This window comes from Paucidesulfovibrio longus DSM 6739 (assembly GCF_000420485.1).
Taxonomy (GTDB): domain Bacteria; phylum Desulfobacterota; class Desulfovibrionia; order Desulfovibrionales; family Desulfovibrionaceae; genus Paucidesulfovibrio; species Paucidesulfovibrio longus.
The window spans coordinates 47,633-60,360 of sequence record NZ_ATVA01000001.1; the positions used below are offsets into that span (position 1 = coordinate 47,633).

The 12,728-nt window shown below is 66.5% G+C and carries 15 protein-coding genes; 13 read left to right on the forward strand and 2 right to left on the reverse strand.

What is annotated here, in order from left to right; genetic code table 11:
* Positions 1-60: 60 nt before the first annotated feature.
* The 5 genes from G452_RS0100235 to G452_RS20275 all read left to right on the forward strand — a co-directional run bounded on the left by G452_RS0100235 (position 61) and on the right by G452_RS20275 (position 4,145).
* Positions 61-1,656, forward strand: coding sequence for a DNA repair protein RecN (locus G452_RS0100235; protein WP_022660252.1), 1,596 nt, complete (start codon positions 61-63; stop codon positions 1,654-1,656).
* Between the two features lie 111 nt (positions 1,657-1,767).
* The gene (locus G452_RS17385; RefSeq protein WP_022660253.1) at positions 1,768-2,133 is read left to right on the forward strand and encodes a hypothetical protein; all 366 of its coding nucleotides are present in this window, start codon (positions 1,768-1,770) and stop codon (positions 2,131-2,133) included.
* Between the two features lie 4 nt (positions 2,134-2,137).
* Entirely contained in the window at positions 2,138-2,731 is a 594-nt protein-coding gene (locus G452_RS0100245; RefSeq protein ID WP_022660254.1) for a MarC family protein, read from the forward strand.
* 10 nt (positions 2,732-2,741) lie between these two features.
* Complete coding sequence (locus G452_RS0100250; protein WP_022660255.1) at positions 2,742-3,167, forward strand: GNAT family N-acetyltransferase; 426 nt, start codon at positions 2,742-2,744, stop codon at positions 3,165-3,167.
* A 120-nt stretch (positions 3,168-3,287) separates the two neighbouring features.
* On the forward strand, positions 3,288-4,145 hold the full coding sequence (locus G452_RS20275) for a hypothetical protein (RefSeq protein WP_022660256.1): 858 nt from the start codon (positions 3,288-3,290) through the stop codon (positions 4,143-4,145).
* Positions 4,146-4,221: 76 nt separating this feature from the next.
* On the opposite strand, the gene G452_RS0100260 is transcribed toward G452_RS20275, so the two are convergent.
* On the reverse strand, positions 4,222-4,788 hold the full coding sequence (locus tag G452_RS0100260; RefSeq protein ID WP_022660257.1) for a DUF1318 domain-containing protein: 567 nt from the start codon (positions 4,786-4,788) through the stop codon (positions 4,222-4,224).
* 9 nt (positions 4,789-4,797) lie between these two features.
* Positions 4,798-7,629 carry a translocation/assembly module TamB domain-containing protein gene (locus G452_RS0100265; RefSeq protein ID WP_022660258.1) on the reverse strand — a complete coding sequence of 944 codons (2,832 nt, stop codon included), beginning with the start codon at positions 7,627-7,629 and terminating at the stop codon, positions 4,798-4,800.
* A 199-nt stretch (positions 7,630-7,828) separates the two neighbouring features.
* On the opposite strand from G452_RS0100265, the gene G452_RS0100270 reads away from it, so the two are divergent.
* The 8 genes from G452_RS0100270 to obgE all read left to right on the forward strand — a co-directional run bounded on the left by G452_RS0100270 (position 7,829) and on the right by obgE (position 12,720).
* Entirely contained in the window at positions 7,829-8,368 is a 540-nt protein-coding gene (locus G452_RS0100270; RefSeq protein ID WP_022660259.1) for a nitroreductase family protein, read from the forward strand.
* Positions 8,365-8,991 (forward strand): MBL fold metallo-hydrolase, encoded by a 627-nt coding sequence (locus G452_RS0100275; RefSeq protein WP_022660260.1) that lies wholly within the window; start codon positions 8,365-8,367, stop codon positions 8,989-8,991. The genes G452_RS0100270 and G452_RS0100275 overlap by 4 nt, the downstream gene beginning before the upstream one ends.
* Positions 8,992-9,038: 47 nt before the next feature.
* Positions 9,039-9,215, forward strand: a complete 177-nt coding sequence (locus tag G452_RS21265) for a hypothetical protein (RefSeq protein ID WP_022660261.1) — start codon at positions 9,039-9,041, stop codon at positions 9,213-9,215.
* 25 nt (positions 9,216-9,240) lie between these two features.
* A complete protein-coding gene (locus G452_RS0100285) occupies positions 9,241-9,837 on the forward strand; it encodes a flavodoxin family protein (RefSeq protein ID WP_022660262.1) in 597 nt (198 codons plus the stop codon).
* Between the two features lie 10 nt (positions 9,838-9,847).
* Positions 9,848-10,606 carry a ComF family protein gene (locus G452_RS0100290; protein ID WP_022660263.1) on the forward strand — a complete coding sequence of 253 codons (759 nt, stop codon included), beginning with the start codon at positions 9,848-9,850 and terminating at the stop codon, positions 10,604-10,606.
* Between the two features lie 179 nt (positions 10,607-10,785).
* A complete protein-coding gene (gene rplU, locus G452_RS0100295; protein ID WP_022660264.1) occupies positions 10,786-11,097 on the forward strand; it encodes a 50S ribosomal protein L21 in 312 nt (103 codons plus the stop codon).
* An 18-nt stretch (positions 11,098-11,115) separates the two neighbouring features.
* Positions 11,116-11,385 carry a 50S ribosomal protein L27 gene (gene rpmA / locus G452_RS0100300; protein WP_022660265.1) on the forward strand — a complete coding sequence of 90 codons (270 nt, stop codon included), beginning with the start codon at positions 11,116-11,118 and terminating at the stop codon, positions 11,383-11,385.
* 105 nt (positions 11,386-11,490) lie between these two features.
* Complete coding sequence (gene obgE, locus G452_RS17395) at positions 11,491-12,720, forward strand: GTPase ObgE (RefSeq protein ID WP_022660266.1); 1,230 nt, start codon at positions 11,491-11,493, stop codon at positions 12,718-12,720.
* Positions 12,721-12,728 lie beyond the last annotated feature (8 nt).

Below are 12,728 nucleotides of genomic sequence, written 5' to 3' on the forward strand. Positions count from 1 at the left end.
CAGCACGCCCCAGTTGGGATACAACTCGCTGAACCGAACACCGCCGGAGAAGTCCCGACCATGCTGGAACTGTTACGCATACATGACCTCGCCCTCATCGAGGACGCCGAGCTGGAGTTCTCCTCCGGCCTGAACGTGCTTACCGGCGAAACCGGAGCGGGCAAGTCCTTCATCCTCCGCGCCCTGGATTTTCTCACCGGGGAGCGCATGAGCCGCGACATGGTCCGGCCCGGCAAGGAAAAGGCCGTGGTCGAGGCGCTCTTCGTGCTCCCGGAGGGCGAGGCCCTCATCCGGCGCGAACTCTCGGCGGAAACGGGACGCAGCCGAATCTACGTCAACGACAGGCTCGGCTCCCAGGAGACCATCCGCGACCTTCGCCCCCGGCTCATCGTGCACACCAGCCAGCACGGCCAGCAGAAGCTGCTCTCCCCGGCCTACCAGATGCGCATCGTGGACGACTTTCTGCCGGATTCCGGCCTGCTCGCCGAGCGCGACGAGGCCGCGAAGGCGCTGGACGAGGTGCTGGAATCGCGCCGGGAGCTGGAGCTGCGCGCCGAGGGGCTGGCCAGCCAGCGCGAACTGCTGGAGTTCCAGCGCGCCGAGATCGACAAGGTCGACCCGCAGCCCGGCGAGGAAGAGGAACTGGAAGCGCTCAAGCAGCGCCTCAAGGACCAGGAAATCGCCGCGGAATCCCTGAGCCGCGCCCTGGACCTGCTGCACGGGGACGTGGCCCTCTCCGACCTGCTCTCGGCCCTCTCGCGCCAGATGGACGAGATTGCCCGCATGTACCCTGATTTTTCCGAAGACCGCGACGCGGTCAACGAGTTCCGCCACCGTGTGGGCGACCTGGACGCGCGCCTGCGCCGCAATCCGGCCGAGGCCGTGGAAGAAGGCGACCTGAACAGCGTGGAGTCGCGGCTTTTCGCCATTTCGCGGCTGAAGCGCAAGCTGAACCGATCCCTGGAAGACATCCTCCGGCTCAAGGACGAGATCGCCGAAAACCTCTCCTTTCTGGACGCCTGCGCCCTGGACAGAAAACGCCTGGAAAAGCTGGAAGCCGAGGCCTCGGCGCGGCTCGGAGGCATTCTCGACAGGCTCAACCAGGCGCGCAAGGCCGCGGCCGGAGACTTCTGCGCCCGCGTGGAGGAGGAGCTGCACGGACTGGGCTTTTCCGAGCACGCCCGCGTGGACATGGAATTCTCGCCCCACGAGCCCTATCCGGGACTCATCGAGATGCGCGGACGGCTGATGTGGATCCCCAACCCGGGCCAGGCTCCCCAGCCCCTGGACCGCATCGCCTCGGGCGGCGAGCTGTCGCGCTTTCTGCTCGCGCTGGTCAGCATACGCACCGGACGCGGCGACGACCTGCCCTCCCTGCTCTTCGACGAAGTGGACGCGGGCGTGGGCGGGCTGACCCTGAACAGCCTCGGCGACAAGCTGCGCTCCCTGGCCGAACGCCAGCAGGTGCTGCTGATCACCCACTGGCCCCAGCTCGCGGCCCTGGCCGTGCGCCATTTCCTCATCGCCAAGGACGTGCAGGGCGGCGAGACCTTCACCCGCTGCGAACGGCTGCGCGGCGAGGCCGTGCGCGCCGAGCTTTCGCGCATGGCCGGCGGCGGCGAACGCGGCGAGGCCCTGGCCGGAAAACTGCTCTGAGCGAGAAATAATCCGCCTGGACTCGATTTTTCATCTCATCTATGTGACATTCCTCCGGGCGACACGACTCTGGCGACGCAGTGCGTCGCCCTCTACATCACAGGAGAACGCATGCACCTGACCCTCAAATTCGACACCGTGAACATCGACTGGGAAAAAGCCGCCGAAATCTACCGCGCCGCCGAGTTCACCGGCAGGGACGCGGCCGGACTGCAATCCGCCTTTGACGCCGCGCAGGCCGTCTGCTTCGCCTTCGACATGGACAAGCTCATCGGCCTTGCCCGCGTGGCGGAAACGGACCACGGCCCGGCGCTGCTGGACCTCTGCATCTACGCCTCCTACAAGGGCTTCGGGCTGGGACACACCATGCACGACTACCTCGCCCGCAAGGTGGAGGGAAAGCTGCCCATCGCGGCGGGCGACGAAAAGGAGCGGGAGTTCTACAAGGCCATGGAACTCGACGAGCTGTTGGACTGACGCCGTGAACGTGTCGCTGTTCATTTCGGTCTTCATCAAGATCTTCTTTCTGCTGACGCCCTTCTTCGGGCTCTCGGCCTTCATGTCCATGACCAAGGGCCTGGACGCGCCCAAGCGGCGCAGCACGGCCATGCGGGCCACGGGCGCGGTCATGGTCGTGAGCCTCGTGATCTTCTTTTTCGGCCCGGCCATCTTCGAAACCCTGGGCATCACCCTGGACGCCTTCCGCATCGGCGCGGGCGCGCTGCTCTTTCTTTCGGCCATCTCCCTGGTCAAGGGCAAGGCCGCGCCCGAAGAGCCCGAACCCGGCGACGACATCGCTGTGGTGCCCCTGGCCGTGCCCATCATCGTCGGCCCGGCCACCATCGGCACGCTCATGGTCCTCGGCTCCGAGCTTTCCGGCCCGGAACGCTACACCGGGGCCGTCGCCCTGCTCTGCGCGGCCCTGGGCATGGGCCTGATCCTGCTCGGCTCGCGCCACCTGGAGCGGCTGCTCGGCTCCATGGGACTCTCCATCCTCATGAAGCTCACCGGCCTGATCCTCGCGGCGCTTTCCGCGCAGCTCGTCTTCACGGGCATCAAGCACTTCCTGGCCTAGGTGTGTCCATATGCCGATCCAGTTCTCCTCCGATTTGGCCGATGTCGATTGGGAAGAAGCGGCAGGTCTGATCTCCTGCACCCTGGCCCGGCGCGATCCCGCTCCGCTTCGCCTGGCGTTCGAAAATTCCCAGGCCGTGGTCTTCGCAAAGGACGAGACTCGCCTCGTGGGCATGGGCCGCGCTTTGGACGACGGCGTGTTTCAGGCCGTGCTCTACGACATCTGCCTCCTGCCTGCATATCAGAGCCAGGGCCATGGGAAGGCGCTGCTGAACCACCTGCTGGCAAGGATCAAGGGGGCTAACGTCCTGCTCTACGCCGTTCCCGGCAAGGAAGCCTTCTACGAGCGCTTCGGTTTTCGAAAGATGACCACGGCCATGGCCCGCTTCGGGGACGCCGAGCGCATGGTCCGCCTGGGATACATCACGCCGCGCTAAGGTGCTTCGGGAACGCTCCACACTGTTGCATTAATGCAACAACACGCCGCACTTCTTTACTTTGGCTACTCCATATTCTATCTTCATTGGGAAGCCTGTCCCCATAGCCTGGATAAGAATGTGACCTTCGGCTGCGCACACATTTCATCTGCCCGCAAGCACTACCTTTTTCTGGGCATATTGCTGCTCTCCTGCCTGGCGATCAATCTCTCGCTGGGCGAACTGGCCCTTCACTACTCCCTGCCGCTCTACCTGGACGCTCTCGGAACCACGCTGCTCGCGGTGGTCTGCGGTCCTCTGGCGGGCGCTGCCTGCGGAGCGCTGACCTCCGCGGTCTGGGAACTCTGGCGGCCCGGCATGATCTACTGGGCGCCGTCCGGCGCCATCGTCGGGCTTTGCGCGGGCTGGTGCATGCGCATGGGACTCTTCCGCCACTGGGCGACCACGCTCATGGCGGGCGGCATCCTGGCCGCAGCGGCCACCCTGGTTTCCGTGCCCATCCGCCTGCTCGCGGACGGCGCGCTGACCTCCGGCGAGGGCGTCATCTCCCAGCTGCTGATCCGTTCGGGCAAGGACGTCTGGGAAGCCGTCATCAGCACGTCCTACCTCGTGGAACTCACGGACAAGGTCAGCATCTGCCTGCTGGCCAGAGCCCTCGGACTGGGCATCCTCTTGCTGCGCCCCCCGCTCGGCACCGTCCCGCTCGCCCAGCGGCTGAGCGCGCCCGCCTCGGAGCGGGTGCCCATCCTGGCGGTGATCGGAGGCTTCCTCGGCGCGGGGGGCCTGTATCTCTGGTTCTTCCTGCATGAAATCGTCTCGACCACGCCCCAGATCTACGACCACTCCGCGTATGAATCCTTCATCGCCCTGGCGCGGGTCGGATTCGGCGACTTCATCACCCTGGGGGCGGCCTACTCGCCGACAGTGGCGGCCTTCGGCGGCGTTCTTCTGCTCGTGGGCCTGATCTTCCGGGTCTAGCCCGGACGCCGGGGCACGAAAAAAGGCGCGAGCCGAAGCCCACGCCCTGATGATTTCCTCTTCGCCCCGTCGCGGGCTACTTCTGCTTCCAGCCGCCGCCGTCCTGTATCCAGGTGCCCGGTTCGGCAAAGCCCTTCCAGACATCGGCGTAGATGGCCTGAACGTCTCCGACCTTGTCCGGAGTCTGGGCCGCCTTGGCCTTTTCCTGGTAGAGCTGCATCTTCAGGGAACGGTCCTGAGCCGCGAGGCGGTTGATCTCGCCGACCTGCTGCATGTTCAGCCCGCTCTTGTCGCGCAAGACCGCGAACCCGTCCTCGTCCAGGCCCATGTTGCCGGAGGCGAGGTAGGGCTTGAGCTGGGGATAGAGCTGCTTGAGCTGCTCGCCGATGCCCCGCGTCACCGAGTTGGAAAGGGACTTGTAGTCCTGGGCGAAAGCCTCCCTGGGGCCGACAAGGTTCAGCCAGGAGCCTTCCTTGGGAGCCTCGGTTCCGGGCTTTTGCTGGCCTTCGATGCCGTAGACGCTCTTGACCACGTCCTCGGCGTCCTTCTTGATCTCCGCAGCGGGGAAATAGATGTTCACGGTCACGCAGGCCGTGACCAGAAGCATGACCAGAGCGGCCTGAACCTTGAACAGTCGTTTCATGTGCGCCTCCTATGGCGTGCCGGACGGCGGCCCGCTCGTTGCCGAGCCCTTGACCACCCGCTGGATGCGTTCCAGCATGTCCGAAAAGCTGATGTAGTTCTCAGGGTTGCCGTTGACAACGTTGATTCCCGTCAAGAACGGCTTCTTGATCAGGTATTCCACGCCACCCTCGCGGATCAGCCCGCGCACCTGGAATCTATCATTGTTCAGGATGCATTGGAAGCCGATGCGCGAATAGGAAAACTCCTCGAAAAAGGAAGCGAAGAGCCCCACGCCCACGTCGCCTATGCCGGAGCCCGTGCCGATGACGGACAGGGAGTTGACCGCGCGCAGGCTGACGCTCTTCTCGAAATCGTCGTTCTCGGACGTCGTCGCGGAGAGCGTGAACCGCGCGGGCTGGCCAAAGGCGAAGAGCAGGCCGCGCAGGTCCAGGTCGATCAGTCCTGTGACCCGGCCGATGCCCAGCGCGCCGGAAAGCCGCTCCAGGTCGAGCCCGCGCACCAGAGCGCTCGCCCCGAACTGTCGCCGGGCCTCCAGGGGCCAGTCCATGAAAAATCCGTCCGCATGGACCGCGCCGCCGAAAAAGTCGCCCTCCACGGACCCCGGTATGGCGACGCGCTTGCGGGTGGCCGTGATCCGGCCCAGGTCGCCGTGCAGCACTCCCTCGAGCGGAACCGCCTCGCGCGACCACTGCGAGAGGTCGATGTCCTTGAAGGCGGCGGTCAGGGACAGCTCGAAGTCGCGGGAGAGCGGCGCATCGCAGAAGAGGTCTTCGAGCCGGATGCGCCCGCCGAAAAGCGGGATGCGGATGGGGTCGAGAAGGTAAAAGCGGTTCGGGACCAGGGCCATGCGCACCGCGAAATTTTCCCGCTCGGACCAAGGCGTCCGCATGCGCGCGATGCGCAAGGCGCCGAGCTGCTCGTCGCGCAGGGCGCTCCGAGCGGGCGGCGCGGCCGGGCCTTTGAGGCGGTAGGTCAGGGGCAGGTCCAGGTAGGCTCCGCGCAGGTCCACCTGGCCTTCGGCGCTGCGCAGCGAGGCATCCTCCAGGCGCAGCCGTCCGCGCAGGTCCGCCGTGGTGCCGTCCGCGTTCACCGCGAGGGAAAAGCCGCCTCTGCCGCCCAGGCCCGCATCCGGTCCCTGCCAGCGCGTCAGGCCCTGGGGAGCGGCCACGAAGGTCTGGAAGAGCGCGCCGAGGTCCAGGCCGTCGGATTCGGCCTCGCCCCGGTAGCGCCAGTCCGTGAAGGGGCCGTGGGCCCAGAGGTCGCCCTCGGCCCGCAAGTGGCCGAATCCGGACCAATCCACCACGGCCTTGAGATCCTTGAAGCGGTCCGCGCCGATCTGGTTGGCGTTGGCCGTGAAGCGCAGGGGCGAGTCCGCGAGATTGAGGTACGTGGCTCCGAAAAGGGCTTCGCCCTTGTCCAGGCGCAGGTCCGCGTTGACCCAGCGGCGCAGGGTCTTCAGGCTCAGCCGCGAGCGCAGGCGCAGATCGCCCCCCAGGCCCTGGCCCATGTGCAGGGCGTCCGGGGACATGTAGTTCAGCCCGCGCAGACGCAGGCGCACGTCGCTGGTCACGTTCTCGGCGTCCATGTCCAGGCTGCCGGAAACATCCAGCCGCCCTTCGGCGGTCCAGTCCGCCAGCCCGGCCAGGATAGCCAGGCTCGGCCCGAGACGCGCCAGGTCCAGGCCCGGTCCCCGGAAATCGCAGTGCGCCGTGCCGTTGCCGTCCACAGCGCCCGTGGCCGTGAACGTTCCTCCCGGCACTTGCAGGCGCAGCTCGTCGATGCTCCATCCGTCCTGCGGCAACGGCGAAAGCGTGCCGGAGAGGGTCGCGGAGCCCAGCGGCAGCCTGCGCCCGGCCAGAGCCAGCCCGTCCGCGCTGGAGACGCGCAGCCGCCGGAGATGATACGCGCCGCCGGACATGCCCGCCTCGAATTCCATGCTCGGCGAGCGCAGCTCCACGCCGCCCGGCGCGAGCGTTCCGCGCACGTCCACCCGGCCCGCTGCGTCCCACTGCCCGCCCGTGCCGGGATGCAGGTCCGCTTCGGCGCGCAGGCCGGGCACGGATACCGTTGTTCCGGAAAGCTCAATGCCCAGGGACCGCTTCACGTCCAGGGTCAGGTGCAGGTCGTCCGGAGCGCGGCCCGCGCCGCCCATGGCGAAGCCCAGTCCCAGACGCAGCGCGCCGCGCAGCCGCAAGCCCTTCAGCGTTTCGGGAAATATCCGCGCCAGGAGCGCAGCGAACCGGCTCCCGTCCGAGGCGTCCAGGGAAAAATCCGCATCCAGCCCGCCGGAGTCGGACCAGCGCAGGCCCCCTTCCAGCACCAGCCCGCCGGACAGCTCGACCCGAAGCCGGTCGAGGCGAAGCTCGCCTGCCGAGGCGATCCAGACCCCGTTCCCGGTCAGCAGGATGTCCGTTTCCGCGTCTTTTGGCGCGCCGCTCCCGGCGGCTCCTTCCTGGGCGTGCAGTCGGGCCTTGTCCATGCGCAGCCGCACGCGCTCGAAAACGATGCGCTCCCCGTCCACGCGGGCCTCGGCCTCGCCCGCGAGCAGCCCCCGGATCCAGGGGGAATCCAAAAGCGTCGGCTCCAGGGCCAGCGTCCCCCGCAGGGCCGCACCGTCGAAACGCAGCTCCCCGACGGGATGCAGGGTCAGCAGCGGCGAGCCGTCCGCGCCGCGCAGGACCACTGTCGGCCCGCCGGAAGCCGCGCTTCCCGCTTGCGCCGCCCGCGCCGGAATGGCCAGGAGCGCAAGCACGGCCAGCGCGCAGCAGAACGCTGCGGCCAAACGCTCAACGGAACGCGCCGGAAACGCGCGCGGAAAAAGGAGCGGGGAACGGGTCATGTTTTCAGCATACCAGTATTTCAGGCGGTTTCAAAGCATCGCCCCCGATCATGGAGCCGGACCGATCCAAAGCGTCCTGCGGCATCCGGACGCTTCGGCTGCGGCCCCAATGCGTCGAAATACGCCCCCTTACGCATCCCGGCCTTGCCGCACGGCGGGCCTTGGGCTAACGTACCCCCTGCGAAAAGAGGAGAATCCCATGTCCGAACCGATGAATCCAGAGGCCGATCCCGTTCTGGCCGCCATCCGCGAACGGCGCTCCATCCGCCGCTACAGCGGCGAACATCTCTCCAAAGAGGAAATCCTGACCGTGCTCGAGGCGGGCCGCTGGGCTCCGAGCGGGCTGAACAACCAGCCCTGTCGCTTCCTGGTGCTCCCGCCGGACGACCCGCGCCGGGAGGGACTGACCGCACATACCAAATACGCTCACATCGTGCGCACCTGCGACGTCATGATCGCCCTGCTGCTGCGCAAGGACAAGCTCTACAACGCCCGCAAGGACCACCAGGCCGCCGGGGCCAGCGCACAAAACATGCTGCTCGCGGCCCATGCCCTGGGCCTGGGCGCGGTCTGGCTCGGCGAGATCATCAACCAGGAATCCGAGGTGCTCCAGGTTCTGGGCCTGGACAGCGAGGTCTACGAGCTTCAGGCCGTCCTCGCCCTGGGCCGCCCCGCCCAGAAGGGCAGCTCCGAGCGCCTGCCCCTTTCCGAAATCGTCCTGGAGGGCTTCGCTTCATGAAAGTGACTGCACTGAACCTCGGCCCCCTTGAAACGAACTGCTTCGTCTGCTCCGAGGCGGGCAAGGCCGTGGTCATCGATCCGGGCGGGGAGCCGTCCGCCGTTCTGAAAATCCTCCGGGCCGAGAAGCTCGAACCGACGCATATTCTGGTCACGCACCTGCACTGTGACCATATATATGGTTGCAAGGCCCTGGCCGAGGCCACGGGCGCGCCCGTGCTGGCATCCGCAACGGATGACTTCCTGATGCAGACTGAAGTCGGGCGCGGCGGGCTGTTCGGCCTGCCCCTGGTGGACGAGTTCGCCTACGCCGACCTCAAGCCCGGCAAGCATGAATTCCTGGGCCTGGAGTGCCGTGTCCTGGCCACGCCGGGCCACACGCCCGGCAGCCTGACCTTTTATTTCCCCTCGCAGGGGCACGCCTTCGTGGGCGACCTGCTCTTCTACCGCTCCGTGGGGCGGACGGATTTCCCCGGCGGAAGCAGCGAAACCCTGAGCCAATCGGTCCGCAGCGAGATATTCACCCTGCCGGGAGAGACCGTGATCCACCCCGGCCACGGACCGGACACCAGCGTGGGCGACGAGAAGCACCACAATCCCTTTTTCGCGGGGTTTCAGCCATGAACGTGAAGCACCGCCTGGACCTGCGCGGCAAATGCTGAGGCGTGGGCATGGAGATAGGCTGGTATCTCCGCTTCACCAGGGATGGGGCCATCGAGGCGCTCATCGACGAGGCGCAGCTCGCCCAGATCGAGCACGCCCTCTACATCGTGCCGGAATGGACTTTTGAGACGTTCCGCGAGAACGGCCATCTGCGCGTTCTCCTGAGCCGGAAACAAACGATCTGATTCGATCAGCAAGGAGCATACGGACATGAGCAATCCCCTTCTGTTTCAATGCAGCCACCGCGCCCAGGGCAACAGCAACAACGCCGTGAACCTCTTTCTCGAAGGGGTCCGCGAGGCGGGCGGCGACGCCGAAAGCATCTACATCCGCAAGATGGACTTCAAGCCCTGCCGCGCCTGCCGCATCTGCGAAAAGGACCAGGCCAGCCCCTGCGCGCTCCAGGGCAAGGACTACGCCCTGGATCTCTTCGAAACCATGCTCGCGGCTCCCTTCGTCTTTTTCGCCGCGCCGATCTACTTCTACCATCTGCCCTCCCGGCTGAAGACCCTCATCGACCGCAGCCAATGGGTCTACGCCCGCAAGATGAAGAACGATCCCGAAGTGGCGGGCCGCCCGAAGCGCCCGGCCTATCTCGCGCTCTTCGCGGGACGCACCGAGGGCGAAAAGCTCTTCGAGGGCTCCCGCTTGACCATGAAATACTTCCTGGACAGCTTCAATCTGGAGCTTCAGCCTCCGCTGGAATTCCGGGGATTCGACAAGATCGCGGACATGGAGCGCCATCCTGAAGCCGCCGAGCAGATTCGCAGCCTCGGCCGCGACGCCTGGAAAAACCACGCGGGCTGATCGCGGCGCCATGCCCGGAGCGCTCAGCCGACTGCTCCGCTCGTTCGGGCGGCGGACCGGGATTCTCCAGGTCCGCTGCCCGGCCTGCGGCGTGCCCGCCCCCGCGGACAGGGCCGACGGGCTTTGTCCCGGCTGCGCGGCCGCCCTGGCTCCCCGGGAGGGCGGCTTCTGCCCCGGCTGCGGAGCCATGTTCGGCCTGGAGAGCTACGAGCCCGCGCTCTGCGGGGATTGCCGCGCCGCGCCGCCGCCCTGGGGGCGCTTCATTTTCCACGCGCGCTACGACGACCCGCTGCGCGGGCTGATCATCGCCTTCAAGTACAACGCCGGGCTGGAGCATTCCGCCCTGCTGCGGAGCATGGCCGCCTCGGCCTGGGAGCGGGCCGTGAACCAGCCTTCGGAATTCGCGCCGCCCCCGCGCAGGCCCGACCTGGTCGCGCCCGTGCCCCTGCACGGGAAACGACTGCTCTGGCGCGGCTTCAACCAGAGCCTGGAGCTGGCCTCGGCCGTGGCCGCGCGCGCCGGCGCGCCGCTGGAGCCGGCCGCGCTGCAACGGCTGCGCGACACCCGGCCCCAATCGACCCTTTCCGGCAGCGAACGGCTGACCAACCTGCACGGCGCGTTCGAGGCGGACGCGGCCCTGGTGGGCGGCAAGCGGGCGCTGCTGGTGGACGATGTCTGCACCACGGGCTCCACCCTGCGCGAATGCGCGAAATCTCTGCTCGAAGCAGGCGCCAAAGCAGTTGACGTACTCGTGCTTGCCAGGGCATAAGCGGTCCTGGCCTGGAGCCGCCCAGCGAAATTCGCGGGCCGCGATCCGCGCAGCCCAGGCGCCAGAGCGTGAAAAGCGTGATTTTTTCGAGCAGCGATAAAAAACTCGCTCGCGGGGCTTGACTTTACCGCACCCTTGCGGATAGGTTGCCCTCCTTGCGAGACGGAGGTAACACCATTATGTTTGCAATCATCGAGACCGGCGGAAAACAGTTCCGCGTGGAAGAAGGCCTCGAAATGGACGTGGAACTTCTCAAGGCCGAGGCCGGTTCCACTGTTTCCATCGATAAGGTTCTGCTGGTGGGCGACGGCGACGCCACCAAGATCGGCGCTCCCTACGTTGAGGGCGCGAAGGTCGACTGTGAAGTCGTCACGCATGGCCGCGGTAAGAAAATCGTGGTCTTCCACAAGCTTTCCAAGAAGGACGCCCGCAAAAAGCAGGGCCACCGCCAGGACTTCACGCGCCTGAAAGTGAAAAGCATTTCGGCCTAGTGCCGCAAGGAGAACGTCATGGCTCATAAAAAAGCAGGCGGCAGCTCCAGGAACGGTCGCGATTCCCAAGGCCAACGGCGGGGCGTTAAGCGCTTCGGCGGCCAGCAGGTTCTCGCGGGCAACATCCTCGTGCGCCAGCTCGGCACCAAGGTTCACCCCGGCAAGAACGTCGGCATGGGCAAGGACTTCACCCTGTTCGCCCTCACCGACGGCGTCGTCAAATTCGAAAAGTACACCCGGCACAAGAAGGTCAAGACCCGCGTGCACGTGGTCCCGGCCGAAGCCTAGCCGCGATCGGCTAAAGCGCGATTTCAGGGCAGGAGCTTCTCCTGCCCTTTTTTTTGTTGTACCTCTCGGTAAACTCCGGCGAGAACGCCGGGCAGGAAGGAACAGATGCGATTCGTCGACGAAGCAAGCATAACCGTGCGATCCGGCAAGGGCGGGAACGGCTGCGCCTCGTTCCGCCGCGAGCGCTGCGTTCCCAAGGGCGGCCCCAACGGCGGCGACGGCGGCCGGGGGGGCGACGTGATCTTCCGCGCCTCCGACCGGCTCGTGACCCTCTACGACTTCCGGATCAAGCGGCTCTACGAAGCCCGCAACGGCCAGCCCGGCATGGGCCGCGACCGCTACGGCAAGGCCGCCGATCCCCTGGTCATCGACCTGCCCGTGGGCACGCTCGTTTTCGAAACCGTGGAGGACGAGGACGGAAGCGTCCGCGAACGGCTCATCGCCGACCTGGTGCGGGACGGACAGGAAGTGCTCATCTGCAAGGGCGGCGACGGCGGACGAGGCAACCTGCACTTCAAGACCGCCACCAACCGCGCCCCCCGCCGCTGCGAGCCAGGCTTTCCCGGAGAGGAACGCCACGTGCGCCTGGAGCTGAAGATTCTCGCGGACGTGGGTCTGCTCGGCCTGCCCAACGCGGGCAAATCCACCTTCATCTCGGCCGTGTCCGCGGCCCGGCCCAAGATCGCGGCCTACCCCTTCACCACGCTGGTGCCCAACCTCGGCGTCATCGAGGACGAAATCGGCAGGCGCATGGTCATCGCGGACATCCCCGGCCTCATCGAGGGCGCGAGCGAAGGCCAGGGACTCGGCCACACCTTTCTCAAGCACGTGGAGCGCACCCGCTTCCTCGTGCACATCCTCAGCTGCGAGGACGTGGCCCACGGCGACGAGAGCGATCCCTTCTCCGGCTTCGCCATGCTCGACGAGGAACTGGCCCGCTACAATCCGGAACTGGCCCAAAAGGAACAGATCCGGGTGCTGAACAAGATCGATCTCCTGGACGACGAGCAGCTCGACCAGCTCAAAAGCCTCGCCAAGGAATCCGGGTTGGAGCTGCACTTCCTCTCGGCCCGGCGCGGCGACGGCCTGGAGGAATTCGTGGACCTGCTCTGGTCCCGCCTGAACGCGCTCAACGAGGCCGAGGCCGCCGAACGCGCCGCCGAAGACGCGGCCCGCGAAGCCGCAAATTTCGACCACGGCGCGGGCTTCGAATCCGCAACCGTCTCTCGCGCCCGCGAGGAATGCGATTTCGGGGAAGACGCCTGCGGCTGCGAGGACGGGGAAGAGCTTGAAGACCGGGACGAGACGCTGGACGAGACGCGGGAAAACGAGTAGTTCCCAGC

Bases quoted from the DNA above. Each gene is read 5' to 3' on its own strand.
- rpmA (WP_022660265.1), top strand. From the start codon at position 11,116: ATGGCTCATAAAAAAGCAGGCGGCAGCTCCAGGAACGGTCGCGATTCC.
- rplU (WP_022660264.1), top strand. From the start codon at position 10,786: ATGTTTGCAATCATCGAGACCGGCGGAAAACAGTTCCGCGTGGAAGAA.
- G452_RS0100285 (WP_022660262.1), top strand. From the start codon at position 9,241: ATGAGCAATCCCCTTCTGTTTCAATGCAGCCACCGCGCCCAGGGCAAC.
- G452_RS0100260 (WP_022660257.1), bottom strand. From the start codon at position 4,788: ATGAAACGACTGTTCAAGGTTCAGGCCGCTCTGGTCATGCTTCTGGTC.
- G452_RS0100250 (WP_022660255.1), top strand. From the start codon at position 2,742: ATGCCGATCCAGTTCTCCTCCGATTTGGCCGATGTCGATTGGGAAGAA.
- G452_RS0100265 (WP_022660258.1), bottom strand. From the start codon at position 7,629: ATGACCCGTTCCCCGCTCCTTTTTCCGCGCGCGTTTCCGGCGCGTTCC.
- G452_RS0100270 (WP_022660259.1), top strand. From the start codon at position 7,829: ATGTCCGAACCGATGAATCCAGAGGCCGATCCCGTTCTGGCCGCCATC.
- obgE (WP_022660266.1), top strand. From the start codon at position 11,491: ATGCGATTCGTCGACGAAGCAAGCATAACCGTGCGATCCGGCAAGGGC.
- G452_RS0100235 (WP_022660252.1), top strand. From the start codon at position 61: ATGCTGGAACTGTTACGCATACATGACCTCGCCCTCATCGAGGACGCC.
- G452_RS0100275 (WP_022660260.1), top strand. From the start codon at position 8,365: ATGAAAGTGACTGCACTGAACCTCGGCCCCCTTGAAACGAACTGCTTC.
- G452_RS21265 (WP_022660261.1), top strand. From the start codon at position 9,039: ATGGAGATAGGCTGGTATCTCCGCTTCACCAGGGATGGGGCCATCGAG.
- G452_RS0100290 (WP_022660263.1), top strand. From the start codon at position 9,848: ATGCCCGGAGCGCTCAGCCGACTGCTCCGCTCGTTCGGGCGGCGGACC.
- G452_RS17385 (WP_022660253.1), top strand. From the start codon at position 1,768: ATGCACCTGACCCTCAAATTCGACACCGTGAACATCGACTGGGAAAAA.